The following is a 25,992-nucleotide window of genomic DNA, read 5'->3' as shown; positions in this document are numbered from 1 at the left end:
CAGGGCGCTCATTGAGCGCCCTGTCTCTTTCTTACGTTTAAACCCTTATACTGACCTAAGGAAAACGAATAACGATAAGGAGGATAACCTTCCGTGCTGACCCTGTTACATCTGCTCTCGGCAGTCGCACTGCTGGTCTGGGGCACCCATATTGTCCGTACCGGCGTGATGCGCGTGTTTGGCGCACGTTTACGTACTGTTCTCAGCAGCAGCGTGGAGAAGAAACCGCTCGCCTTCTGCGCGGGTATTGGCGTAACGGCGCTGGTTCAGAGCAGTAATGCGACCACATTGCTCGTGACATCGTTTGTCGCTCAGGATCTGGTGGCGCTGGCCCCTGCACTGGTTATTGTGCTGGGCGCTGACGTGGGTACCGCGCTGATGGCACGTATCCTGACTTTCGATCTCTCCTGGCTGTCGCCGCTGCTGATATTTATCGGGGTCATCTTTTTCCTTGGGCGTAAGCAGACGCGCGCTGGTCAGCTTGGACGCGTGGGGATTGGCCTCGGGCTGATTCTGCTGGCGCTGGAGCTGATTGTGCAGGCGGTAACGCCCATTACCGAAGCCAACGGCGTGCAGGTTATCTTCGCCTCGTTAACCGGCGATATTATGCTGGATGCGCTCATCGGCGCGGTGTTTGCCATCGTCAGTTATTCCAGCCTGGCGGCGGTGCTGCTGACGGCCACGCTCACCGCCGCAGGGGCGATCTCCTTCCCGGTCGCACTGTGTCTGGTGATCGGGGCTAACCTCGGCTCGGGCCTGCTGGCGATGCTCAATAACAGCGCTGCCAATGCTGCCGCCCGCCGTGTGGCGCTCGGCAGTCTGCTGTTTAAGCTGGTGGGCAGCCTGATTATTCTGCCGTTTGTGCACCCACTGGCGAACCTGATGGACAACCTCTCTCTGCCGAAGGCAGAGCTGGTGATCTACTTCCACGTCTTCTACAACCTGGTGCGCTGCCTGGCGATGGTGCCGTTTGCCGAACCGATGGCGCGCTTCTGTGAACGGCTTATACGCGATGAACCGGAGCTGGATGCGCGCCTGAAACCGAAGCATCTGGACACCTCCGCGCTGGATACTCCTGCGCTGGCGCTGGCCAATGCCGCCCGCGAGACGCTGCGCATGGGTGATGCCATGGAAACCATGCTCGAAGGCTTGCAAAAGGTGATGCACGGCGAGCCGCGGGAAGAGAAAGAGCTGCGCCGGCTGGCAGATGATATCAACGTGCTTTATACCGCTATCAAGCTCTATCTGGCGCGCATCCCGCAGGATGAACTGGCTGAAGAGGAGTCCCGCCGCTGGGCGGAAATCATTGAGATGTCGCTTAACCTTGAGCAGGCTTCGGATATTGTGGAGCGGATGGGCAGTGAAATTGCTGACAAATCTCTGGCCGCCCGCCGTGCGTTCTCCGTCGAAGGGCTGAAGGAGCTGGAAGCCCTGCACGAACAACTTCTGAGCAACCTGAAGCTGGCGATGCTGGTCTTCTTCTCAAGCGATGTGCCGAGCGCACGCCGTCTGCGCCGCAACAAGCATCGCTTCCGTATCCTCAACCGCCGCTACTCGCACGCCCACGTGGAACGTCTGCACCAGCAGAACGTGCAGAGTATCGAAACCAGCTCCCTGCACCTGGGGCTACTGGGGGATATGAAACGCCTTAACTCATTGTTCTGTGCGGTGGCGTACAGCGTGATGGAACAGCCGGATGAAGATGACGAGCGGGATGAGTATTAATCCCGGGCCGGCTTAATTGTTAGCCCAAGGCCCAATGCTTTCATGACCGCCAGCGTGGTTTTAAGCGTTGGGTTCCCCTTATCACTAAATGATCGGTACAGTTGTTCTCGTGACAGGCCAGTTTGCTGTGAAATGGTCGACATCCCTTTCGCTCGCGCGATGACGCCCAAAGCTTTAGCAATATACGCTGAGTCACCGGTTTCTAATGCATCAGCCATAAACACGGCTATTTCCTCATCATCTACCAACGCGATGGCTGGATCGTAGGGTGTTAATTTATGCATGCTCATTCACTCCTGCCATTGGGATACATTGCTCAGCATTTTTGCCATAAGTATGTCTCTGGCCTGGCTGCTTTTGTCACCACCACACAACAGAACGATGATGCAATTGCCCTGGTCTTTAAAATAGATTCTGTAGCCCGGACCAAAGTGGATCCTCAACTCGCATATACCTTCCCCCACGGGTTTTATGTCGCCCGCTAAGCCATTTGCCAACCGAAAGAGGCGGGACGCGATAATGGTCCTTGCTCGCCGATCTTTTAAGTTTTGCTCCCAGCGTCGGAAGGATTCAGTCTGAACGATCTCCTTCATATTACTCCCTGTGATTTATAAACTACAAATAAATCTCTGTGGGGAGTAAAGCTAAAAGGAGTTAGCTCAAGGATAAATGGTCTGACGCTAAATCCTGAAAGTGTCTCGCAAACTAAAAAACCCGTCTCAGTTACCGTCGGCTAATCTTTTTTTCCTGCCCAGACCTAAGGTATATTTCGCCCTTCACAGGAGAAACTATGCTGCCAACTCAATCAACCCGATTAAACAAATACATTAGCGAGAGCGGGATCTGCTCACGTCGCGAGGCGGACCGTTACATCGAACAAGGTAATGTGTTCCTCAACGGCAAACGCGCCACTATTGGTGACCAGGTGATGCCTGGCGACGTGGTCAAAGTGAATGGTCAGCTCATCGAACCGCGTGATGCAGAAGACCTGGTGTTTATCGCGTTGAATAAACCGGTTGGGATTGTCAGCACCACAGAAGATGGCGAGCGGGACAACATCGTTGATTTCGTTAACCACAGCAGCCGTATCTTCCCGATTGGCCGTCTGGATAAAGACTCGCAGGGGCTGATTTTCCTCACTAACCACGGCGATCTGGTGAATAAGATTCTGCGTGCCGGGAATGACCACGAGAAAGAGTATATCGTGACGGTGAATAAGCCGGTCACGGACGAATTTATTCGCGGCATGGGCGCCGGTGTACCCATCCTCGGTACCGTCACGAAAAAGTGTAAGGTGAAGAAAGAAGCGCCGTTCGCGTTCCGCATTACCCTGGTGCAGGGCCTGAATCGTCAGATCCGCCGTATGTGCGAATACTTCGGTTATGAAGTGACGAAGCTGGAACGCACGCGCATCATGAACGTCAGCCTGTCCGGTATCCCGCTGGGCGAGTGGCGCGATTTAACCGATGATGAACTGATCGAGCTGTTTAAGCTTATCGAGAACTCCTCGTCAGAAGCAAAGCCGAAGGCCAAAGCCAAACCGAAAACGCAGGCGATTAAACGCCCGGTCGTGAAAGCACCGCAGTCGGAAGAGAAAGGGCGAGGCAAGCCCGCAGGTAAACGCTTTACGCAACCGGGACGTAAAAAGAAGGGGCGTTAAGCCCCTTTTTTCCCGCCTTGCGCGTGCGGAAAGTGTAGGTCGGGTTAGCGTAGCGCCACCCGACTGTTAAAGACGATATTCATCTGTTTTCTGTGGTTTTTCTTCTATCGGTTTGCCGGACCAGTATCCCGCCAGCAGCGAACCGGACAGGTTATGCCAGACCGAGAACAGCGCACCAGGCAGAGCCGCCAGCGGCGAGAAGTAAATTTTCCCGAGTGCCGCTGCCAGACCGGAGTTCTGCATCCCTACTTCAATTGCCAGCGTCCGGCAGGTGGATTCATCGAAGCCAAACAGTTTCCCGCCCCAGTATCCGCCCAGCAGGCCAATGGTGTTATGCAACACTATCGCGATAATCACGACAAAGCCCACGGATGCAATGTGCGACGCAGAATCGGCCACCACGGCGCTGATGATGGCCAGAATACAGACCATCGAAAACGCAGGCAGATAGGGCTCAACGGCTTTTACCACGCGCGGGAACAGGTGGTGAATGACAAGGCCCAACGCGATCGGAATCACCACGATTTGCAAAATGCTCAGCAGCATTCCCATCACGTCCACCTGAATATGGGCGTCAACGTACAGGCGTGTTAGCAGCGGCGTGGCAAACACGCCCACCAGCGTGGATACCGAAGAGATGGTCACGGAGAGCGCCACATCGCCTTTTGCCAGATAGATCATGACATTGGAGGCGGTTCCGCTGGCCACGCTGCCCACCAGCACCATCCCGGCGGAGAGGTCGGGTGGCATCTTAAAGGCCATTGCCAGCAGCCAGGCCGCAAGGGGCATCACCAGGTAGTGCAGGAAAATCCCTGCAGCAACCGGAGCCGGGCGCGAGAGCACGCGTTTAAAGTCGTCGATTTTTAGATGCACACCCATGCCGAACATAATCAGCATCAGCAACGTGGTCACCCACGGACCAATGCCCGTGAACGTAGTGGGGGTGTAATACGCGAGTATGGAGAGCAGCAGCGCCCATAACGGGAACAGCCGGGTGATGGCGGATAACATAGATATTCCTTGCAGTATTGTCGTGTTGTTTAGTTATAAAAAAGCCGGGTCTGTGCCCGGCTTATAGATATTGTTTATCGTGCTAACGAATTTTATTCAAACAAATTCTGATGAAGTTTCTGCACCACCTGTTCTGCCTGCTCAGCAGGCACCAGGAAGCAGAGGTTGTAGCTGGAGGCACCGTAGCAAATCATGCGGATATTGAACGGGTCGAGCACACCGAAGACCTCTTTGCCCACGCCACAGGCGCGCGACAGCTTATTACCGATGATGGCTACCAGCGCCAGGTTTTCTTCTACTTCCACGCGGCACAGTTCTGACAGCTCAATCAGCAGTGACTGCGTCAGCAGGGTGTCACCCGTTGAGGTTGAACCGGTGGTGTCCAGCGTCAGTGCGATACTCACTTCGGAGGTGGTGATCAGATCCACGGAGATGTTATGACGCGCCAGGATGCCAAACACTTCCGCCAGGAAGCCGCGCGAGTGCAGCATATTATGGCTGTGCAGCGTAACCAGCGTTTGCTTACGGCGCAGGGCCAGCGCGCGGAACAGCGGTGGATTTTCGGTTTTCTTGCACACCAGCGTACCGCCCGCTTTCGGATCTTTACTTGAACCGACGAAGACCGGGATATCACTACGCACGGCAGGCAGCAGCGTTGCCGGGTGCAGCACTTTGGCACCGAAGGTCGCCATTTCCGCCGCTTCTTCAAACGCAATCACGTCAATACGTTTTGCCGCAGAGACGACGCGTGGATCGGTGGTGTAAATTCCCGGGACGTCAGTCCAGATATCCACACGGGTCGCGTGCAGCGCTTCACCCAGCAGCGCCGCGGTGTAATCACTGCCGCCACGGCCAAGCGTGGTGGTGCGTCCTTTGGCTTCGCTGCCGATAAAGCCCTGGGTGATCACGATCCCCTCATCCAGGCGCGGAACCAGCTGCTGATTGGTCAACTCGGCCAGCGCTTCCACGTCCGGCTCGGCGCGGCCAAAGCGATCGCTGGTGCGCATGATTTTACGCACGTCGAACCACTGTGCCTGAACGTTACGTTCACGCATGATTTCAACAAACAGCAGGGTGGACATGAGCTCACCGTGGCTGACCAGCTCATCGGTCAGGGCGGTGGAGGTGGCCAGAGAAGCCGCTTCTGCCAGCGTGGTGATATTTTCCAGCAGACGCTCCACTTCTTCGCGGATCACGTTCGGGTTCTGCAGACGTTCAAGGATGTCGAACTGAATTTTGCGCAGTGCGTCCAGCTTAACGAAGCGCTCGGTGGCCTCCAGCCCTTCAGACAGAGAAACCAGCAGGTTCGTCACGCCAGCAGAGGCAGAAAGCACTACCAGGCGGGTATTCGGATCGGCCAGCACCACATCGGCGCTGCGGTTCATGGCATCGTAATCTGCCACACTGGTGCCGCCAAACTTGGCGACCACAAAACTCGTCATAACAACCTCGTGTCAGGGAATGAATAAAGCGACCATGGCACAAGAATGAAACGAAAACAGGTGCAGGCGCAAAATACGGCCCTATAAATAAAATGTGGGGGAGGTCCTGTCAATGCCGGGATTATGCGGATTTTTCATGGGGGGGTACCCCTGAGAAACAGGACTTATAACAGGGCCATATTTTATGCTTCGTTTTCCCCGGTTTTGACCGACATTTCGCCGCCACGGGTGGGCGCGTCAGCAGCTATACTTTTCGGGTCTTTTCACCTGCGTTTGATGCAGGCCAGGGCAATGGCATAAAAACCATCACAATTTTTATTTGCAGGCGCTACAATCGACCGCAGTCACAATTCTCAAATCAGAAGAGTATTGCTAATGAAAAACATCAACCCAACGCAGACCGCTGCCTGGCAGGCACTACAAAAACATTTTGATGAAATGAAAGACGTCACCATCGCGGAGCTGTTCGCGAAAGATGCCGATCGTTTCAACAAATTCTCCGCGACCTTCGATGATCTGATGCTGGTGGATTTCTCCAAAAACCGCATCACCGAAGAGACGCTGGCGAAACTGCAGGATCTGGCGAAAGAGACGGAACTGGCAGACGCCATCAAATCCATGTTCTCCGGTGAGAAGATCAACCGTACCGAAGACCGTGCCGTGCTGCACGTGGCTCTGCGTAACCGTAGCAATACGCCAATCATCGTTGACGGCAAAGATGTGATGCCGGAAGTGAACGCGGTGCTGGAAAAGATGAAAGCCTTCTCTGAAGCAATCATCTCCGGAAGCTGGAAAGGCTACACCGGCAAAGCCATCACCGACGTGGTGAACATCGGTATCGGCGGTTCTGACCTCGGCCCGTTCATGGTGACCGAAGCGCTGCGTCCATACAAAAATCATCTCAACATGCACTTTGTCTCCAACGTCGATGGTACCCACATCGCCGAAGTGCTGAAGAACGTGAACCCGGAAACTACACTGTTCCTGGTGGCTTCTAAAACCTTCACCACCCAGGAAACCATGACCAACGCCCACAGCGCGCGCGACTGGTTCCTGAAAACCGCAGGTGACAACAAGCACGTGGCGAAACACTTCGCTGCGCTGTCCACCAACGGTAAAGCGGTTGGCGAGTTCGGTATCGACACCGCGAACATGTTCGAGTTCTGGGACTGGGTTGGTGGCCGCTACTCTCTGTGGTCTGCGATCGGCCTGTCCATCATTCTCTCCGTGGGCTTCGACAACTTTGTTGAGCTGCTCTCCGGCGCGCACGCGATGGACAAACACTTCTCCACCACCGCACCTGAGAAAAACCTGCCGGTGCTGCTGGCGCTGATCGGTATCTGGTACAACAACTTCTTCGGCGCAGAGACCGAAGCGATCCTGCCGTACGACCAGTACATGCACCGCTTCGCGGCCTACTTCCAGCAGGGCAATATGGAATCCAACGGTAAATACGTTGACCGTAACGGCAACGCGGTGGATTACCAGACTGGCCCAATCATCTGGGGTGAGCCAGGCACCAACGGTCAGCACGCGTTCTACCAGCTGATTCACCAGGGGACCAAAATGGTACCGTGCGATTTCATCGCCCCGGCTATCACCCATAATCCACTGTCTGATCACCATCCTAAACTGCTGTCTAACTTCTTTGCTCAGACCGAAGCGCTGGCGTTTGGTAAATCCCGCGAGGTGGTAGAGCAGGAATACCGTGACCAGGGTAAAGATCCGGCCACCCTGGAACACGTTGTGCCGTTCAAAGTGTTCGAAGGCAACCGTCCAACCAACTCCATCCTGCTGCGTGAAATCACGCCGTTCAGCCTGGGTGCGCTGATTGCCCTGTATGAGCATAAGATCTTCACGCAGGGCGCAATCCTGAACATCTTCACCTTTGACCAGTGGGGCGTTGAGCTGGGTAAACAGCTGGCGAACCGTATTCTGCCTGAACTGGGTGATGACAAAGCGATCAGCAGCCACGACAGCTCGACAAATGGTTTGATTAACCGTTATAAAGCATGGCGCGCGTAATTAAATCGTCATAAAAACGTGCCGGCGATATGCCGGCATTTTTTTATCAGACAATTCCTGATGTCTGTTATTTAACTCAAATTCCCGTTATGAGTTTTATCCGAAAATACCTTTTAACCCGTTAATGAGTGCGGTTTATTTTAGGATTATACGGAGAGTTCTTTTTGTCTTGTGTAATTATATCTTTTTGATTTTTAACATGTAATTTATTAGTTAATTATTCTTATATTTCACATTTATCCAATAGTCCGAAAACCCTTCCTCTATTTATCCGTACGGCAAACCCTCTGCTTTAGTTGTGTATACTCGAATCCGCCTGAATTTCTTTTCGGGCAAATCTCCATTCATTCATTGAAGGGAAATTGTTATGAAGAAAGTACTGTATGGCATTTTTGCCATATCTGCACTTGCGGCGACATCTGTCTATGCAGCTCCGGTCCAGGTCGGGGAAGCAGCAGGGTCGGCAGCGACGTCTGCGTCTGCGGGGAGTTCTACCGCGGCCAGCACCAGCACCGTAAGTTCAGCCGTGGGTGTCGCGCTGGCGGCAACCGGTGGCGGTGATGGCTCCAATACCGGAACCACGACCACTACGACGACCAGCACCCAGTAATTCCGGGTGTTTTAATCATAACCACACTTCGGTGTGGTTATTTCGCCCCTTCGGAGAAGAGTCGTGAAGCGACCTGCAATCATCCTGATTTGCCTGCTGTTGCAGGCGTGCTCGGCCACCACCAAAGGGCTGGGCAACTCACTGTGGGACAGCATATTCGGTACGCCGGGTGTGCATTTGACCGATGATGAACTTCAGAACATGCCGTATGCCAGCCAGTACATGCAGCTCAACGATGGTCCGCAACTGTTTGTGGTGCTCGCTTTCGATGAAAACGGGCAGCAGAAATGGGTGACGCAGGATCAGGCCACCATCGTGACGCAACATAGCCGTATTGTGAAAACCCTGCTCGGTGGCGATAACCTTCTTGAGGTCAACAACCTTGCGGCCGATCCGCTCAGCAAACCGAACCAGATCACCGACAGGGCAAGCTGGACGCGGACAATGGGCTGGACGGAACACAAGCAGGTGCGTTACGCCACCGCCCGCTCTACCTTCCGCTGGGACGGTACGGACAGCGTCAGGGTAGGCAGCGACGAAACCCGGGTTCGCGTACTGGATGAAGAGGTCACGACCGATCGGGCAACCTGGCATAACCGTTTCTGGGTGGATGATGAAGGGCAGATCCGTCAGTCCCTGCAATATTTGGGTGCCGGATTCTTCCCGGTTAAAACCACACTGATCAAGGCCGCGAAATCATGAAAACACTTATTCGCGTTGCGCTGATCGCAAGCTTTGCCACACCGCTCGCCTGGTCTGCCGGGACGGTGAAGGTCTACACGCCGGACAGCACGCAGCCCAAAACGTTGACGAACGCCGGCCACCTGATTGATCTCGTCGGCCAGCCAAGGCTGGCAAACAGCTGGTGGACAGGTGCGGTGATCGCCGAGCGTCAGGCAACGGTGGCGGCGGAACAAAAGCACAAGGCGCTGCTCGCCAGATTAACGGGATTAGCAGAGCAGGAAGACGGCGACGATGCGGCAGCCATTAACAGCCTTCGTCAGCAGCTTCTGGCGCTGAAGGTTACCGGAAGACAAAACATCAATCTCGATCCGGATGAAGTTCGCGTGACGGAAAAAGGCAATCCGGCCCTGGAGGGAGATTACACGCTCTGGCTCCCGGCGCAGCCTTCCACCATCACGGTGATGGGGCTTATCAGCAGCCCGGGTAAAAAACCGTTTACTCCCGGCCGCGACGTGGCGAGCTATCTCGACGAGCAGAGCCTGCTGAGTGGTGCGGATAACAGCTACGCCTTGGTGATTTATCCTGACGGGAACACGCAAAAGGCGCCGGTTGCCTACTGGAACAAGCGGCATGTCGAACCCATGCCAGGCAGCATCATTTTTGTCGGTTTTGCCGACCATTTCTGGACGAAGGCATATGACGGGCTGAATGCCGATATCCTTCATTCCCTGACACAGCGGATACCGGAATAATGAAAAAGACCTATCTCTATAGCATGCTGGCACTGTGTGTGAGTGCCGCCTGTCATGCAGAAACGTATCCGGCACCCATTGGCCCGTCTCAGTCAGACTTCGGTGGCGTCGGTTTACTGCAAACCCCTACCGCGCGTATGGCGCGAGAAGGGGAAATTAGCCTTAACTATCGTGATAACGACCAGTACCGCTACTATTCTGCATCCGTACAGCTGTTCCCATGGCTCGAAACCACGCTGCGCTACACCGACGTACGAACGAAACAGTACAGCAGCGTGGACGCGTTTTCCGGCGATCAGACCTACAAAGATAAAGCCTTCGATCTCAAACTGCGCCTGTGGGAAGAGAGCTACTGGATGCCGCAGGTTTCCGTGGCGGCCAAAGATATCGGCGGTACCGGCCTGTTCGACGCGGAGTACATCGTCGCCAGTAAGGCCTGGGGGCCGTTTGACTTCTCGCTGGGGCTTGGCTGGGGCTATCTCGGTACCAGCGGCAACGTGAAAAACCCGTTCTGCACCTACAGCGACAAATTCTGCTATCGCGACAACAGCTATCAGAAAGCGGGTTCCATTAACGGTGACCAGATGTTCCACGGTCCGGCTGCCCTGTTTGGCGGCGTGGAGTATCAGACGCCGTGGCAGCCGCTGCGCCTGAAGCTGGAGTACGAAGGTAACGACTACTCGCAAGAGTTCGCCGGAAAGATTGAGCAAAAGAGCAAGTTTAACGTCGGCGCCATTTACCGCGTCACCGATTGGGCCGACGTTAACCTCAGCTACGAGCGCGGCAACACCGTGATGTTTGGCTTTACGCTGCGTACTAACTTTAACGACATGCGGCCGCACTATAACGACAACGCGCGGCCTGCGTACCAGCCGGAGCCGCAGGATGCCATTCTGCAGCACTCCGTGGTGGCCAACCAGCTGACGCTGCTGAAATACAACGCCGGTCTGGCGGATCCGAAAATCCAGGTGAAAGGCGATACGCTGTACGTGACCGGTGAGCAGGTGAAATACCGCGACTCGCGGGAAGGGATCGAACGTGCCAACCGGATCATCATGAACGATCTGCCGGAGGGGATCCGCACGATCCGCGTAACGGAGAACCGCCTGAACCTGCCGCAGGTGACGACGGAAACGGACGTGGCCAGCCTGAAGCGCCATCTGGAGGGCGAGCCGCTGGGGCATGAAACCGAGCTGGTACAAAAACGCGTTGAGCCAATCGTGCCGGAGACGACCGAGCAGGGCTGGTATATCGATAAATCGCGCTTCGATTTCCACATCGACCCGGTGCTAAACCAGTCTGTCGGCGGGCCGGAAAACTTCTACATGTACCAGTTGGGCGTGATGGCAACGGCGGATCTGTGGGTGACCGACCACCTGCTGACCACCGGCAGCCTGTTTGGCAACATTGCCAACAACTACGACAAGTTCAACTACACTAACCCGCCGAACGACTCGAAGCTGCCGCGCGTGCGTACCCGCGTGCGTGAGTACGTGCAGAACGATGCCTACGTAAACAACCTGCAGGCCAACTACTTCCAGTACTTCGGCAATGGCTTCTACGGCCAGGTCTACGGCGGTTATCTGGAAACCATGTATGGCGGCGCGGGGGCGGAAGTGCTTTATCGTCCGGTGGACAGCAACTGGGCGTTTGGTATTGATGCCAACTACGTTAAACAGCGTGACTGGCGCAGCGCGCAGGACATGATGAAGTTCACCGACTATAGCGTGAAAACCGGCCATCTGACGGCCTACTGGACGCCGTCGTTCGCCCAGGACGTGCTGGTGAAAGCCAGCGTGGGCCAGTACCTGGCGGGCGATAAGGGCGGCACGCTGGATATTTCCAAACACTTCGACAGCGGAGTGGTGGTCGGTGGTTACGCCACCATCACCAACGTCTCGCCGGACGAATACGGGGAAGGGGACTTCACCAAAGGGGTGTATGTGTCGATTCCGCTGGATCTGTTCTCATCCGGTCCAACCCGCAGCCGTGCGGCCATTGGCTGGACGCCGCTGACGCGCGACGGGGGCCAGCAGCTGGGTCGTAAGTTCCAGCTGTATGACATGACCAGTGATAAGAACATTAACTTCCGCTGATAGCCCTCATCCTTTTCTGTTGTAGGCCCGGTAAGCGCTTGCGCCACCGGGCCACTCACAAGCGGCGCAGCAGCCTCGCCGGGTTTCCCGCATAAACGCCTTTCTCGGTGATGGATTTGGTCACCACGCTCCCCGCACCAATCACCACCCCGTCGCAGATGGAGACCGCCAGGATGGTCGCCCTGCTGCCTATCGACACATCATTTCCCACAGTAATGCGTCCCCAGCTGTTCCGGTCAGCATTGGGTTTGCCGTCGCGAAACATATCGTTGGCAAACATCACCCCATGGCCAATGAAACAGCGTTCGCCCAGGGTGACGTACTCGCAAATGAAGGTGTGCGACTGAATTTTGCTCTCGTCGCCAATGCGCGTATTGCCCTGAATTTCAACAAACGGGCCGATAAACACACCGTTGCCAAGCACGCAGTCATAGAGATTGCAGGGCTCATACAGGGTGACATTTTCACCACAGGTTACGTTGCGAACCCCGGTAGGTCTGCGCTCCATTCGTTACCTCCGTACATAAAACATAATTAAAAAATATAGATCCACGTCACATTTTTGCGTTATACAGGAACCTCGCCCTGGAGAATGAGGTGCTGTATGACATCCCTGACTCGCCCGCGCGTTGAGTTCATCTCAACTATCCTCCAGACCGTGCTCAACCTCGGTCTGCTGAGCCTTGGCCTGATCCTGGTCGTCTTTTTGGGTAAAGAGACGGTGCATCTGGCGGATGTACTGTTCGCCCCCGAGCAAACCAGCAAATATGCGCTGGTGGAAGGCCTGGTGGTCTACTTTCTCTACTTTGAATTTATCGCCCTGATTGTGAAGTATTTCCAGTCAGGCTTTCACTTCCCGCTGCGCTATTTTGTCTACATTGGGATCACCGCGATAGTGCGGCTGATCATCGTCGATCATAAATCTCCCCTTGATGTGCTGATCTACTCGGCGGCGATCCTGCTGCTGGTGATCACGCTCTGGTTGTGTAATTCGAAGCGGCTGAAGCGCGAATAGGCGCTCTGACACGGAAGAGATGCGGTCAAAATGTGATCTATATAGATTTAATTTAAAACTATATAGTTTTAAATGTGTGGCAGTTCAGGAATACGCGGTACTGAAATTAACTGCCACATACTTAATCTATTCGACAGGTGATCTGCATGGCCCACTCTTCAATACTGGAGCGGATAACTGACGTCTCGCAAAAGCTGGCATCAGAAGTCCATCTTCGAAGTCTACGGGACAGTTTTATTATTTCTGTCCCGTTCCTTGTCCTGGCTGGACTCTTCATTATGCTTAATTATGTTTTTCTCGATCCGAAAGGCATATTGAGCGGTCTGTTATCCACTGACACCCTGGTACAGCTACGCAATATTGGCGAGCGCGTACTTAACGGTACAATGAATATTTTATCGCTGATGCTGGTGATATTAATTGCGTATCATATTGCCAGTAAGAAAAAACACCCTACGCCAGTCATTCCCGCTATGGTTGCGCTGGCGGTGTTTTATGCATTAATGCCCATTGAAACCGTGCAAACCCTGGCCGATGGTCAGCAGGTTCGGCTTACCGGAATGGTCTCCTATGGCAGTACCAATGCTGGCGGTGTCTTTCTGGCAATACTGACGGCGGTGTTATCAACAAATCTTTTTTTATGGATTTCGAAAAATAAAAAATTACAGATCCGGCTCGGAGATGATGTGCCTTCCATGGTGGTACAATCCTTCCAGTCGATGTTTTCAATTATGCTAACCGTCGCTATTTTCGCGCTGGTGGCATTTAGCGTTAATCTTTTCCTTCATACTGAAATCCCGGCGCTGATTCAGCATCTCATCCAGGCGCCGCTGGTACATTTAACGACTAATTTATCCGGTTTTCTGGTGTTAACGACCCTGACAAATCTTCTCTTTTCGTTGGGGATACATCCGGGTGGGATTATTAATCCCATTCTTGAACCTCCCTTGCTGGTAGCGATGCAGGAGAACATGTCCGCCTTTGCCAGCGGGCAGATCCCACCCCATATTATCGTTCTGCCATTTCGCGATCTGTATGGTCATATGGGAGGAACCGGGAGCACGCTGGCCCTGCTGCTGGCAGTGTTTGTTCGAAGCCATATGTCCAGCCACCGTAACTTTTCCAGAACGGTGATTGCCCCAGGCATTTTTAATATTAACGAGCCGGTCATTTTTGGTTTCCCGGTACTCTACAACCCGTTAATGATGATCCCTTTTATCCTTTATCCGCAAATTAATTTTACGATCGCGTACTTTGCAACCGCCTGGGGGTGGGTCTCAAAAATTGTTGCCTACGTTCCCTGGTCAGTGCCTCCGCTTATTTCTGGCTGGCTCGGATCCGGCGGTGATTTTCGTAATGTCATTTTGCAGATCCTGCTATTAGCGCTTGGAGTCGTAATCTATTTACCTTTTTTAACCGCCTATGAGCGTTCTTTAATCAAACGCAGCAATGAAACGATAATTAATACTCTCGCCTCTGAGTCAGAAATAACGCCGCAGGAGGACAATGATATTCATCGGTTGGATGGGAAAACTATTATTCTGGCCTGCAATGAAGGCATGTCGACCTCTTTGATGGCCAGCAAAATGCGAAAATATTGCGAAAGCCAGAATTGTACGCTCAACGTGTATGCCGTGAATGCAGGTAAACTGGTCGATGAATATAAAAACGCCCAGCTTATATTGCTGGGTCCGCAAATCGCGTATCTCCAGGAAACCATTCTTCAGGATATCAATCACCGCTGCCCGGTGATCCCCCTTGACCCTCAGCACTTCAGCAAACTTGATGGACCGGCGGTAATTCATGCCGCCCTGCCATACTTTAAAAAGGAATCCGTATGATTAACTGCGCCTATATTGGCTTTGGTAAAAGCGCCACGCGCTATCATCTCCCTTATGTTTTATGCCGCAAGGATAAATACAACGTAAAGCGTATTTATGATATTGCGCGTAAGCCAGAGGTTGAAGCGCAGCCGCACTATCAACACATCTGTTTTACCTCCCGGCTGCAGGATATTCTGGAAGACAATACGCTTCAGCTGGTGGTTATCTGCACCCATCCTGATAGCCATTTTGAGTATGCCCGGCTATGTCTGGCACACGGCAAAAACGTGCTGGTCGAGAAACCTTTTACAACCACCCCAGAAGAAGCGAAAACGCTGTTTGCTCTGGCGAGAGAAAAGGGCTTAACCGTCTCTCCGTTTCAAAACCGACGTTTCGACAGCTGCTATTTGACCATGAAACAGGCGATTGAGAGCGGTAAACTGGGGGAAATTATCGAGATCGAAAGCCATTTTGACTATTTTCGCCCGGCGTCGGAAACCTGTCCCGGCAGTTATTTCGACGGCGCGTTTTATGGCCTTGGCGTGCATACGCTCGATCAAATTATCGCCCTGCTGGAGCGTCCGCAGCAGGTCGGGTACCATCTTCAGCGCCAGAGAAACCCGCTCAACCCTGACGACGCCTTCACCGTTCACCTCTATTACCCGAAGACGACCGCGATCGTGAAAACCAGCCATCTGGTGAAAATACCCTCGCCGAGATTCACTGTACACGGTACGAGAGGCTCGTTTATTCGCTATGGTATCGACCAGCAGGAAACCAGCCTGAAGGCGGGCATTATGCCTGGGGACCCAGGGTTTGGTGAAGATCGTGAATGCGCGGTGCTGGAGTATATCGATGACGCAGGATGTTCTGTCCGGGAGGAACTGCCGGCGGTACCCGGCGACTACGGACGCGTTTATGACGCGCTTTACGACACACTCTCCTCAGGCAAGGCCAACTATGTCAGCGAGCAAGAAGCGTTAACCAATCTCGACATTTTGCAAAAGGCATTTCAACAGCCAACACCTGCTATCGTTTCTCTCGAAGAGGAGGCGTAAAGATGAAACGGCTTCTGAATTGCCGGGCCAGCGACTTTCGTGGCCCCATTACCGGCGATAGCTTACGAGATGCCATCAGCGCCAGCGAAGGGCGCGTCATTATGGCCGAAATTGCTGTGCAGGCGCCCCCGCTGTTTGCAGAGGTGACGAATGCGGAATTGTTGTGTGCGTTTGGCGCCGACCTTCTGCTGCTCAAGGGGATCCATTTTCAGCGGCCCGCATTGAACGGCGGAGAAGAACGTTTTGGCGCTGATCCTGTCAGCCAGGTGAAATGCCTGACGGGGCGTTTAACAGGCGTCAATTTTGAAGTCCTGCCCGCAGACGATCTCTCCAGCCCCGGCGCTTTTCTGCCTGCGCATCTGGAGGCAGTGCGGCATGCGGATTTTTACTGCCTGACCGGCTATGACAAGCCCGGGGTGACGGCCGGGCGTATGTGTCAGGCGATAGCAGCGCTCAGGGCGCAAACCAATAAGCTGATTCTGGCCGCGAAATTTTATAATTCCGGGCTGGCGCAACCCCAGGAGTATGCTGGCTATATCAGTGCAGGCGCAGATGGCGCTATCTTTTCGGCACCAGGCGGATGCCGGGGGGCATCGGAAGGACGCGTCAGCCACATTGCGCAGGCAGTGCAGTCGCTGGGAGGGCTTGCCATCACCACGCTGAGCAGTAGTCAGGAAGGTGCGGATTGTGCTACGGTGCGCGACATTGGCCTGGCCAGTAAACGTTGCGGTAGCGACATGCATAATTTTGGCGACGCAGGGGTGGCAGGCATGGCCGACCCGGAAGCGCTGAATGCCTTATCCCTCGCTATCCGTGGCCGACGGCACACCTGGGTGCGTATGGCAGCATCCCTGTCTCGTTAATTTGAGTCGGCCCTGTAAGGGGCCGTTTGCGGAGAGCGTTATGCCTAAGTATATGGAGATCTACCATGAAGTGCGGCGGCGCATTGTGGTGGGCATCTATGCTCCCGACAAAAAATTGCCCGAAGGGGCAAGGCTCGCCGCTGAATTTGAATGTAGCGAGCTAACCATCACCAAAGCGCTGGATTTGCTCGTCCGCGAGGGACTGGTGCTGCGCAAGCGTGGGCTAGGCTCGTTTGTTAAGCGCCAGATTTCTGCGGCAAGCAACTCACACCTGATAGGCACCGCGCAGCGCTGCGCCACTCAGGGGAAAACCCTTACCACTCGCGTGCAGTTATATACCGCCGTGCCTGCCTCTGCCGATATCGCGCAAAAATTGCAAATCACTGAGGGTGAACTGGTGCATGAAATCCACAGGGTACGCGTCATAGCGGAGATCCCTTCCATTGTGGAGTACACCTGGATGCCTGTCGCGCTCTTTCCTCGTCTGGCTCTGAGCCATGTTCAGCATTCCATTTACGCGTACATTACCCATGAGCTGGGGTGTACCGTCCATAGCGCACATATGAAAGTCACCGGGCGAAACGCCAGCGAGCAGGAAAGGGTGTGGCTGGAGCTGACCGAACCCACCACGCTTATTCAGGTGGAGCAGACGGCATTTCTCGATAACGGCAAGCTTTTTGAATACTCCTGCGCCCGCCATCTCTGGCATACCTTTAACTTTGAGACTGACTTTGTGCGTGTCTGACCCATAAAAAAATGGCGCTCCGAAGAGCGCCTAACAACAGTCACAAGTTGGGTTAATACAATACGTCTAAAGTTGAGGGTTGCAGTGGCATAACAGATGAAACTTAACCTTTCACACCGCCCGCCGTCAGGCCGTTGACCAGCCAGCGCTGCGCCAGCAGGAACACCACGGTAATCGGGATGGCAGAGAGTACGGCCGCTGCGGCAAAGTCGCCCCACAGGTAGTTTTGCGGGTTGAGGTATTGCTGCATACCCACGGCCAGGGTGTAACTATTTACGTCACGCAGTAACAGAGACGCGACCGGCACTTCGGTGATGGCGGCGATAAACGACAGGATAAATACCACCGCCAGGATAGGCACCGACAGCGGCAGCAGAACCAGACGGAACGCCTGCCATGGTGTCGCGCCATCCAGCGCCGCCGCTTCTTCCAGCGAGCCGTCGATGGTTTCGAAATAACCTTTGATGGTCCACACATGCAGGGCGATACCGCCAAGATAGGCGAAGATCACGCCGCCGTGGGTGTTCAGGCCGATAAACGGCACATACTGGCCCAGGCGGTCAAACAAGGCATACAACGCGACCAGAGACAGTACCGCCGGGAACATCTGGAAAATCAGCATCCCTTTCAGCAGTGAGGCCTTGCCCGGGAACTTCATACGGGCGAAGGCGTACGCACAGGTGGTGGAGAGCGTCACGATGCCGATCGCGGTGATGGTCGCCACTTTCACCGAGTTCCACAGCCACAGCAGTACCGGGAACGGCGGCGGGGTAACGCGGCCATCGGCATGCTCCACGCTGAAGCCCAGCGCGAGCTTCCAGTGCTCCCAGGAGATTTCCTCCGGGATCAGGCTGCCGGTAGCGAAGTTACCCGAACGCAGGGAGATGGCGATGACCATCAGCAGCGGGAACATGATCGCCGCAATAAAAATCAGCAGCCCTAAATGTGTCGCCAGGAGGCGCAGTTTCTGAGATTTGGGTTGTACCATAGCCATGATCGATGCCCTCCTTAGTCAAATTTCATACGTGTGGCTTTTAGGTTCACTATCGCCAGCGCGCCAACCAGCAGGAAGATCAGGGTGGCAATCGCTGCCGCCAGACCAAAGTCCTGACCGCCGCCGCCTTCAAAGGCGATGCGATAGGTGTAGCTCACGAGCAGGTCGGTATAGCCGGCTGGCGTGGTGGTACCGAGACGATCCGGGCCACCGTTGGTCAACAGCTGAATCAGCACGAAGTTGTTAAAGTTGAAGGCAAAGCTGGCAATCATCAGCGGAGTCAGCGGCTTGATGAGCAGCGGCAGCGTAATCTTAAAGAAGTTCTGGAACGGACCCGCGCCATCCATTGCCGAGGCTTCGTACAGGTCGTCGGGGATAGCCTTCAGCAGGCCCATGCACAGGATCATCATGTACGGATAACCCAGCCAGGTGTTGACGATGATAATCATCGAACGGGCGGTGGTCGGGTCGCTGAACCAGGCCGGTTTGATGCCGAACAGCGCGCTCAGCATCATGTTGATTTCACCGAAGCTCTGGTTAAACAGCCCTTTGAAAATCAGAATTGAGATAAACGACGGTACGGCATACGGCAGGATCAGCAGCACGCGGTAGATCGCTTTGCCTTTCAGGGCTTCCCACTGCACGAGGCAGGCCAGCACCATACCCACGGCAACGGTCAGGAGTACCGTCAATACGGAGAAGACCACCGTCCAGACGAAGATAGCAAAGAACGGCTTCTGGATCCCTTCGTCGGTAAACACGCGGGTAAAGTTGTCCCAGCCGATAGTCACGGTATAGCCCGGGCTGAGTTTGTCATCGCCCCAGCTGCCGTCGGCGTTTACAGACTGATAGAAACCAATATCGTTGTTCGGACGGTACTTCACGCCGCTCTGGTTATTCGTCAGCGTGCCGTCATCCGCCAGGGTATAGAGTGGCTGCGTACCGGAAAACTGGCGCAGCGAGCTCATGGTCACTTTGCTTTCATCTGGCAGCACGGCGGTGAGCTGAGTCAGCGCCTGACGGTTCTGGGTAATGATACGCAGGTTAGCGCGTTCGCCTTCCGGCAGGGCAGGGGCCTCTTTTAAGGCCAGCTTCTGCTCGCCGCCAAATTTGAAAGCGTCGGAAATATAGGTTTTGCCGCTCTCGCCGTCAGTCAGTGCTAATTTCCATTCGTCACCCGCAGGATACAAACCAAAGTTGAAGGTCTTGCCTGCCTGATAAGAACGGTCCAGAAGCACCTGAGTGGCGCGCTCTTGCGCGAGCTGGTTGGTGCTGCTGTAGTTAGTGAATGCGATAGCGATAGTACAGATCAGCGGGAACAGGACAAACAGCCCCATCCCGGCCACGCCCGGATAGACATAACGCCAGGCATATGCCTTACGGTTGGCGAAAATATACAGGCCAGCAGAGCTTAAAATCAGCGTCATGATGGCGAACAGATATTCCCCTTGTACGTACATTAAAACAACAAGGTAACCCACCAGCAGACAGAGCAGACCGATCGCTGACCACTTCAGCACGTCGCTTTGCCACCAATGTTTCTTTTTAATGACATCCATGGGGTTCTTCCTCTACAACGTTTGATCTTTTCTCCCTCTCCTGGGGGAGAGGGCCGGGGTGAGGGCGTGCGGATAGCGACAACCCTCACCCTAACCCTCTCCCAGAGGGAGAGGGGACTACGGCATTACTTAGTAATACGACCCTGCGCATCTTTCAGCGCGGCATCGACAGTCTGACGACCGCTTGCGGCGTTAATCACCGCAGTACGGGTGGCATACCAGAACGCGGCCATCTGTGGGATGTTCGGCATGATTTCGCCTTTCTGGGCGTTATCCATGGTTGCCGCGATACGTGGGTCTTTTGCCAGCTGATCCTGGAAGGATTTCAGCGCAACGGCACCCAGCGGTTTGTCCTTGTTCACTTCATCCAGACCCTGATCGGTCAGCAGGTAGTTTTCGAGGAACTCTTTCGCCAGCTCTTTGTTCGGGCTGGCGGCGTTGATACCTGCGCTCAGCACGCCAACAAACGGTTTAGACGGCTTGCCGTTGAAGGTTGGCAGCAGCGTCACGCCATAGTTGATTTTGCTCTTGTCGATGTTGGTCCAGGCCCACGGACCGTTGATGGTCATCGCGGTTTCGCCTTTGTTGAACGCCGCTTCCGCGATGGAGTAATCGGTATCCGCGTTCATGTGTTTGTTCTTGATCAGATCGACCAGGAAGGTCAGACCCGCTTTCGCACCCGCGTTGTCCACGCCCACGTCTTTGACGTCATATTTGCCGTTTTCAAACTTGAACGCGTAACCGCCATCGGCAGCAATCAGCGGCCAGGTGAAGTACGGCTCCTGCAGGTTGAACATCAGCGCGCTCTTACCTTTCGCTTTCAGCTCTTTATCCAGTTTCGGGATCTCTTCCCAGGTTTTCGGCGGGTTAGGCACCAGGTCTTTGTTATAAATCAGAGACAGGGCTTCCACTGCAATGGGATAAGCGATCAGCTTGCCGTTATAGCGAACGGCGTCCCAGGTGAACGGGAACAGTTTGTCCTGGAAGGCTTTATCAGGCGTGACTTCCGCCAGCAGGCCGGATTGTGCATAACCCCCGAAACGGTCATGCGCCCAGAAGATGATGTCCGGGCCGTCACCGGTTGCCGCAACCTGCGGGAATTTCTCTTCCAGCTTGTCCGGGTGTTCTACGGTGACTTTGATACCGGTGTCTTTTTCGAATTTTTTACCCACTTCGGCCAGGCCGTTATAGCCTTTGTCGCCGTTAATCCAGATAACCAGCTTACCTTCTTCAATTTTGGCGAGAGCCGGTGCGGAAATCATCATTGCTGCAAGGGCGGACAATGCGAAAACGCGTGCGCCAGTCTTGATCTTCATATCTGCCATCCTTTTTTGGTGATGTGCTCGTGGATACATAAGGTGGTTCAACGTCACTCAGTCTCCTTATTTGACATCCTCTTTCCATCCTCCCAACCCCTACGCCCCACCCCCGGTTTGTGTGATCTGTGTTGCATAAATTTAAGTTATGAGTGCTGGCGCACATAAAAACACGCTGAATTTTGCAGGTGGCTTCACGAATTTTGCCTCAGCCCGCCAGCTGCGGTCGCAGAGCCTGCTCTCTCATCCTCCCGCCTCCTCCCCCATAAAAAAGCCGGGGGGTGGAGGATTCGCGAAAGTAATGGATACCCCATAGTGAACTTATCTTGAATGTTTCTGTCGGTGACAGGTTGTAACGAAGGGAGAAGGGCATGGCGAGCGTACAGCTGCGTAATGTAACGAAAGCCTGGGGCGACGTAGTGGTGTCAAAAGACATCAATCTCGACATCCACGAAGGTGAATTCGTGGTGTTTGTTGGCCCATCTGGCTGCGGTAAATCAACTCTGCTGCGTATGATTGCCGGTCTTGAAACCATCACCAGCGGTGATTTGCTGATTGGTGATACCCGAATGAACGACATTCCGCCTGCCGAACGTGGCGTTGGCATGGTGTTCCAGTCTTATGCACTTTATCCCCATCTCTCCGTCGCCGAGAACATGTCCTTTGGCCTGAAGCTGGCGGGGGCGAAAAAAGAGGTGATTAACCAGCGCGTCACGCAGGTGGCGGAAGTGTTACAGCTGGCACACCTGCTGGAGCGTAAACCGAAGGCGCTTTCCGGTGGTCAGCGTCAGCGCGTCGCGATTGGCCGTACGCTGGTGGCCGAACCACGCGTCTTCCTGCTGGATGAACCGCTTTCTAACCTGGATGCCGCGCTGCGCGTCCAGATGCGTATCGAAATCTCCCGTCTGCATAAACGTCTTGGCCGCACGATGATTTACGTCACCCACGATCAGGTCGAAGCGATGACGCTGGCTGACAAAATTGTGGTGCTGGACGCAGGCCGCGTGGCACAGGTGGGTAAACCGCTGGAGCTTTATCACTATCCGGCAGACCGCTTTGTTGCGGGCTTTATTGGCTCGCCAAAGATGAACTTCCTGCCCGTCAAAGTCACGGCGACAGCCATTGAACAGGTACAGGTGGAGTTGCCAAACCGTCAGCAAGTCTGGCTACCGGTCGACAGCGCCAACGTACAGGTGGGGGCCAACATGTCCCTCGGTATTCGTCCTGAACATTTACTGCCTAGCCACATCGCCGATGTGACGCTGGAAGGTGAAGTTCAGGTCGTCGAACAACTTGGTCACGAAACACAGATTCATATCCAGATCCCCGCCATCCGTCAGAACCTGGTCTACCGCCAGAATGACGTGGTGTTGGTAGAAGAGGGTGCCACATTCGCTATCGGTTTGCCGCCAGAGCGTTGCCATCTGTTCCGCGAGGATGGCACTGCATGTCGTCGGCTGCACAAAGAGCCAGGCGTTTAAGCAATCCCAAAAGAAGACACGAAACCGACAGGTCAAGTGTTCAAAGAAAAGCAATGATCTCAGGAGATAGAATGATGATTACTCTGCGCAAAGTCCCTCTGGCACTCGCCATTGCGGCAGGCATTATGTCTGCCCAGGCAGGCGCTGTAGACTTTAAAGGTTATGCTCGTTCCGGCATTGGCTGGACCGGGAGTGGCGGTGAACAACAATGTTTTGCAACGACGGGTACTGGCGGTACTAAATATCGTCTCGGTAACGAATGTGAAACCTATGCTGAATTGAAACTGGGCCAGGAAGTGTGGAAAGAGGGCGACAAGAGCTTCTATTTCGACACTAACGTAGCGTATTCCGTTTCTCAGCAGAACGACTGGGAATCCACCAGCCCGGCCTTCCGTGAAGCTAACGTGCAGGGTAAAAACCTGATTGAGTGGCTGCCAGGCTCCACCATCTGGGCCGGTAAGCGCTTCTATCAGCGTCATGACGTTCACATGATCGACTTCTACTACTGGGACATCTCAGGTCCTGGTGCCGGTATTGAAAACATCGATCTGGGTTTTGGTAAACTCTCTCTGGCAGCTACCCGCTCTTCTGAATCAGGCGGTTCTGCAACCTTCGCCGATCGTGATGCCAACGGCGATCGTGTTTATGACAACATTGTACCTAACGACGTCTTCGACGTGCGTTTAGCCGGTCTGGAAACTAACCCGGGCGGTACGCTGGAGCTGGGCGTTGACTATGGTCACACCAACATTCCTGACGACTACTACCTGCAGCCTGGCGCTTCTAAAGATGGCTGGTTGTTCACTGCTGAACACACCCAGAGCATGATGAAGGGCTTCAACAAGTTCGTACTGCAGTACGGTACGGATTCCATGACCTCTAACGGCAAAGGTATTCCACAGGGCGGTAGCGTTGATAACGATGGCTCCATGTGGCGTGTGCTGGACCACGGTGCAATCACCCTGGCAGACCGTTGGGACCTGATGTACGTCGGTATGTACCAGAACATCGATCGTGACAACAACAACGGTACCGAGTGGTGGACCGTGGGTGTTCGTCCGATGTTCAAATGGACGCCAATCATGAGCACCCTGCTTGAAGTGGGCTACGACAACGTCAAATCTCAGAGAACTGACGAGAAGAACAGCCAGTACAAAATCACCCTGGCACAACAATGGCAGGCAGGCGACAGCATCTGGTCCCGTCCGGCTATCCGTGTCTTCGCAACTTACGCGAAGTGGGATGAGAAATGGGGTTATGCAAATAGCGGCAGCGATCAGGCTGCAGGCTACACCCCTGGCGTCGCGTATAACGACACTTCTGCACGTACCTTCAGCCGTGGCGACAACGATGAGTGGACCTTCGGCGCCCAGATGGAAATCTGGTGGTAATTCGTTAGACCTGACGTAATGACCTGAAAAGAGGGGCGTAAGCCCCTCTCTCCTTAGGGTGCTGCGCGCTATTGCCTGGCCACCGCAGTGCTCACGCTATCAGAGGTAATAACAATGAAAATGAAGAAAAGTCTCGTCGCGCTGTGCCTCTCTGCGGGGCTGTTAGCCTGTGTTCCGGCCGTCTCCTTTGCAGACGTGAATTTCGTGCCACAAAATACCAGTGCTGCGCCCGCTATCCCGGCAGCGGCACTCCAGCAACTGACATGGACGCCGGTTGATCAATCCAAAACGCAGTCGACTCAGCTCTCTATGGGGGGCCAACAACTGAACGTGCCGGGAATTTCTGGCCCCGTTGCGGCTTATAGCGTACCGGCGAACATTGGTGAATTGACCCTGACGCTGACCAGTGAAGTAAACAAACAGACCAGTGTGTTTGCGCCAAACGTCTTGATCCTCGATCAAAACATGACGCCATCGGCGTTCTTCCCAAGCGACTATTTTAGCTATCAGGAACCGGGCGTAATGAGTGCGGACCGCCTGGAAGGCGTTATGCGCCTGACACCTGCTCTGGGTCAGCAAAAGATTTACGTGCTGGTATTCACAACAGAGAAAGATTTGCAGCAGACAACAAAGCTGGTTGACCCGGCGAAAGCTTATGCCAAAGGCACCGGTAACTCTGTCCCGGATATTCCGGATCCGCTTGCCCGCCATACCACTGATGGCCTGGTCAAACTGAAAGTTTCCACCAACAGCGCTTCCAGCGTACTCGTTGGCCCACTGTTTGGCTCGTCTGGTCCTGGTCCGGTGACTGTGGGGAATACCGCTGCACCTGTTTATACCGCGCCAGCGGCTACGGCAGCCGCGACCGCAGCCCCAGCTCCGGCGAAGAAAGCTGAGCCGGTACTGAACGACACCGAAGAATACTTCAACAACGCCATTAAGCAGGCGGTGAAGCGCGGCGATGTCGATAAAGCGCTGAAACTGCTTGATGAAGCCGAACGTTTAGGTTCAACCACTGCCCGTTCCACCTTTATCAGCAGTGTAAAAGGCAAGGGGTAACCGTTTCCCCACAGTGCTGATTTGTTAGTAGTTTAGTGCGCCTGAGTGGGCGCACTTTTTTTCGTGCCGCTCGCGCTGTTGCACCATTGTTGCGATAGTGATCGCTAAATAACGTTTGACCGCCCTCAATGCGCTTTTCTGCGATACAATGCCATTACGTTATGTATCGGAGAGTCCGGCATGTCACACCCTGCGCTAACGCAACTGCGTTCGCTGCGCTATTTCGACCAAATACCTGCGCTTGACCCGCAGCAGCTTGACTGGTTGCTGCTGGAAGATTCCATGACTAAACGTTTTGAGCAACAGGGCAAGACGGTTACGGTGACAATGATTCAGGAAGGGTTTGTCACCTCCGCTGACATTGCCAGTGAGCTGCCGCTGTTACCAAAAGAAGAACGCTACTGGTTGCGTGAAATTCTGCTCTGCGCGGATGGTGAGCCGTGGCTCGCCGGACGAACCGTGGTGCCTGAATCCACCCTTTCCGGGCCAGAGCTGGCACTGCAACGGCTGGGAAATACCCCGCTCGGGCGGTATCTTTTTACCTCGTCTGAACTTACCCGGGATTTTATTGAAATTGGACGCGATGCCGAACTGTGGGGACGTCGTTCCCGTCTTCGCCTGAGCGGTAAACCGTTAATACTGACGGAGCTTTTTTTACCGGCATCGCCGTTGTACTGAGAGGA

24 protein-coding genes are annotated in these 25,992 nt (G+C 54.4%); 16 read left to right on the top strand and 8 right to left on the bottom strand.

Translation table 11 applies throughout. The features are described 5' to 3' along the window. Positions 1-93 precede the first annotated feature (93 nt). Entirely contained in the window at positions 94-1,725 is a 1,632-nt protein-coding gene (locus M8370_RS14430; RefSeq protein WP_013095027.1) for a Na/Pi cotransporter family protein, read from the top strand. Here M8370_RS14430 and M8370_RS14425 read toward each other — a convergent pair. Next, positions 1,722-2,009 carry an addiction module antidote protein gene (locus M8370_RS14425; RefSeq protein ID WP_250021226.1) on the bottom strand — a complete coding sequence of 96 codons (288 nt, stop codon included), beginning with the start codon at positions 2,007-2,009 and terminating at the stop codon, positions 1,722-1,724. The two genes, M8370_RS14430 and M8370_RS14425, sit on opposite strands and share 4 nt — an antisense overlap. 6 nt (positions 2,010-2,015) lie before the next feature. Next, positions 2,016-2,318, bottom strand: coding sequence for a type II toxin-antitoxin system RelE/ParE family toxin (locus M8370_RS14420; RefSeq protein ID WP_029882644.1), 303 nt, complete (start codon positions 2,316-2,318; stop codon positions 2,016-2,018). A 197-nt stretch (positions 2,319-2,515) separates the two neighbouring features. Between M8370_RS14420 and rluF the strand changes: the two genes are divergently transcribed. Continuing rightward, positions 2,516-3,385 carry a 23S rRNA pseudouridine(2604) synthase RluF gene (rluF, locus tag M8370_RS14415; protein ID WP_023621411.1) on the top strand — a complete coding sequence of 290 codons (870 nt, stop codon included), beginning with the start codon at positions 2,516-2,518 and terminating at the stop codon, positions 3,383-3,385. 66 nt (positions 3,386-3,451) lie between these two features. Here rluF and panS read toward each other — a convergent pair whose 3' ends face one another. Together panS and lysC are read right to left on the bottom strand one after the other, a co-directional pair. After that, positions 3,452-4,396, bottom strand: coding sequence for a ketopantoate/pantoate/pantothenate transporter PanS (gene panS / locus M8370_RS14410; protein WP_250021225.1), 945 nt, complete (start codon positions 4,394-4,396; stop codon positions 3,452-3,454). A gap of 92 nt (positions 4,397-4,488) precedes the next feature. Then, the gene (lysC, locus tag M8370_RS14405) at positions 4,489-5,838 is read right to left on the bottom strand and encodes a lysine-sensitive aspartokinase 3 (RefSeq protein ID WP_013095032.1); all 1,350 of its coding nucleotides are present in this window, start codon (positions 5,836-5,838) and stop codon (positions 4,489-4,491) included. Between the two features lie 375 nt (positions 5,839-6,213). Between lysC and pgi the strand changes: the two genes are divergently transcribed. The 5 genes from pgi (at position 6,214) to M8370_RS14380 (ending at position 12,005) form a co-directional block, all read left to right on the top strand. Beyond that, a complete protein-coding gene (pgi, locus tag M8370_RS14400; protein WP_020686615.1) occupies positions 6,214-7,863 on the top strand; it encodes a glucose-6-phosphate isomerase in 1,650 nt (549 codons plus the stop codon). Between the two features lie 367 nt (positions 7,864-8,230). Then, a complete protein-coding gene (yjbE, locus tag M8370_RS14395) occupies positions 8,231-8,473 on the top strand; it encodes an exopolysaccharide production protein YjbE (protein WP_013095034.1) in 243 nt (80 codons plus the stop codon). Between the two features lie 63 nt (positions 8,474-8,536). Continuing rightward, positions 8,537-9,175: a YjbF family lipoprotein gene (locus M8370_RS14390; RefSeq protein WP_250021224.1), complete on the top strand. Its 639-nt coding sequence runs from the start codon at positions 8,537-8,539 to the stop codon at positions 9,173-9,175. After that, positions 9,172-9,909, top strand: a complete 738-nt coding sequence (locus M8370_RS14385) for a capsule biosynthesis GfcC family protein (protein ID WP_236276742.1) — start codon at positions 9,172-9,174, stop codon at positions 9,907-9,909. Before M8370_RS14390 ends, M8370_RS14385 begins: the two co-directional genes overlap by 4 nt. After that, a complete protein-coding gene (locus M8370_RS14380; RefSeq protein WP_250021223.1) occupies positions 9,909-12,005 on the top strand; it encodes a YjbH domain-containing protein in 2,097 nt (698 codons plus the stop codon). Before M8370_RS14385 ends, M8370_RS14380 begins: the two co-directional genes overlap by 1 nt. A 55-nt stretch (positions 12,006-12,060) precedes the next feature. On the opposite strand, the gene M8370_RS14375 is transcribed toward M8370_RS14380, so the two are convergent. Continuing rightward, complete coding sequence (locus M8370_RS14375; protein ID WP_250021222.1) at positions 12,061-12,513, bottom strand: acyltransferase; 453 nt, start codon at positions 12,511-12,513, stop codon at positions 12,061-12,063. A gap of 96 nt (positions 12,514-12,609) precedes the next feature. Here M8370_RS14375 and psiE point away from each other — a divergent pair, with 96 nt between their 5' ends. From psiE to M8370_RS14350, 5 genes are all read left to right on the top strand, one after another. Further along, positions 12,610-13,020 carry a phosphate-starvation-inducible protein PsiE gene (gene psiE, locus M8370_RS14370; protein ID WP_000202963.1) on the top strand — a complete coding sequence of 137 codons (411 nt, stop codon included), beginning with the start codon at positions 12,610-12,612 and terminating at the stop codon, positions 13,018-13,020. 146 nt (positions 13,021-13,166) lie between these two features. Further along, positions 13,167-14,861 carry a PTS transporter subunit EIIC gene (locus M8370_RS14365; RefSeq protein WP_250021221.1) on the top strand — a complete coding sequence of 565 codons (1,695 nt, stop codon included), beginning with the start codon at positions 13,167-13,169 and terminating at the stop codon, positions 14,859-14,861. Continuing rightward, on the top strand, positions 14,858-15,901 hold the full coding sequence (locus tag M8370_RS14360) for an oxidoreductase (RefSeq protein ID WP_250021220.1): 1,044 nt from the start codon (positions 14,858-14,860) through the stop codon (positions 15,899-15,901). Before M8370_RS14365 ends, M8370_RS14360 begins: the two co-directional genes overlap by 4 nt. Before the next feature lie 2 nt (positions 15,902-15,903). Further along, positions 15,904-16,764 carry a DUF7916 family protein gene (locus M8370_RS14355; protein WP_013095041.1) on the top strand — a complete coding sequence of 287 codons (861 nt, stop codon included), beginning with the start codon at positions 15,904-15,906 and terminating at the stop codon, positions 16,762-16,764. A gap of 40 nt (positions 16,765-16,804) precedes the next feature. Further along, the gene (locus M8370_RS14350; RefSeq protein WP_250021219.1) at positions 16,805-17,509 is read left to right on the top strand and encodes a GntR family transcriptional regulator; all 705 of its coding nucleotides are present in this window, start codon (positions 16,805-16,807) and stop codon (positions 17,507-17,509) included. Positions 17,510-17,612: 103 nt separating this feature from the next. Here the strand turns inward: M8370_RS14350 and malG are convergent, their stop codons facing one another. The 3 genes from malG to malE all read right to left on the bottom strand — a co-directional run bounded on the left by malG (position 17,613) and on the right by malE (position 21,378). Next, on the bottom strand, positions 17,613-18,503 hold the full coding sequence (gene malG / locus M8370_RS14345; protein ID WP_250021218.1) for a maltose ABC transporter permease MalG: 891 nt from the start codon (positions 18,501-18,503) through the stop codon (positions 17,613-17,615). A gap of 14 nt (positions 18,504-18,517) precedes the next feature. Next, complete coding sequence (malF, locus tag M8370_RS14340; protein WP_020686620.1) at positions 18,518-20,062, bottom strand: maltose ABC transporter permease MalF; 1,545 nt, start codon at positions 20,060-20,062, stop codon at positions 18,518-18,520. Between the two features lie 125 nt (positions 20,063-20,187). Beyond that, complete coding sequence (gene malE / locus M8370_RS14335; RefSeq protein WP_014830274.1) at positions 20,188-21,378, bottom strand: maltose/maltodextrin ABC transporter substrate-binding protein MalE; 1,191 nt, start codon at positions 21,376-21,378, stop codon at positions 20,188-20,190. A 371-nt stretch (positions 21,379-21,749) separates the two neighbouring features. Here malE and malK point away from each other — a divergent pair, with 371 nt between their 5' ends. From malK to ubiC, 4 genes are all read left to right on the top strand, one after another. Further along, a complete protein-coding gene (malK, locus tag M8370_RS14330) occupies positions 21,750-22,859 on the top strand; it encodes a maltose/maltodextrin ABC transporter ATP-binding protein MalK (RefSeq protein WP_008500080.1) in 1,110 nt (369 codons plus the stop codon). A 71-nt stretch (positions 22,860-22,930) separates the two neighbouring features. Beyond that, positions 22,931-24,250, top strand: a complete 1,320-nt coding sequence (locus tag M8370_RS14325; RefSeq protein ID WP_114519488.1) for a maltoporin — start codon at positions 22,931-22,933, stop codon at positions 24,248-24,250. 114 nt (positions 24,251-24,364) lie between these two features. After that, positions 24,365-25,309: a maltose operon protein MalM gene (malM, locus tag M8370_RS14320; RefSeq protein WP_023622494.1), complete on the top strand. Its 945-nt coding sequence runs from the start codon at positions 24,365-24,367 to the stop codon at positions 25,307-25,309. Between the two features lie 180 nt (positions 25,310-25,489). Continuing rightward, the gene (gene ubiC, locus M8370_RS14315) at positions 25,490-25,987 is read left to right on the top strand and encodes a chorismate lyase (RefSeq protein ID WP_013095049.1); all 498 of its coding nucleotides are present in this window, start codon (positions 25,490-25,492) and stop codon (positions 25,985-25,987) included. Positions 25,988-25,992: the final 5 nt, after the last annotated feature.

Origin of the sequence: Enterobacter cloacae complex sp. OE43NF (genome assembly GCF_023544405.1) — a bacterium.
GTDB lineage: Bacteria > Pseudomonadota > Gammaproteobacteria > Enterobacterales > Enterobacteriaceae > Enterobacter > Enterobacter cloacae.
This window is presented reverse-complemented; position numbering and strand designations above follow the sequence as displayed.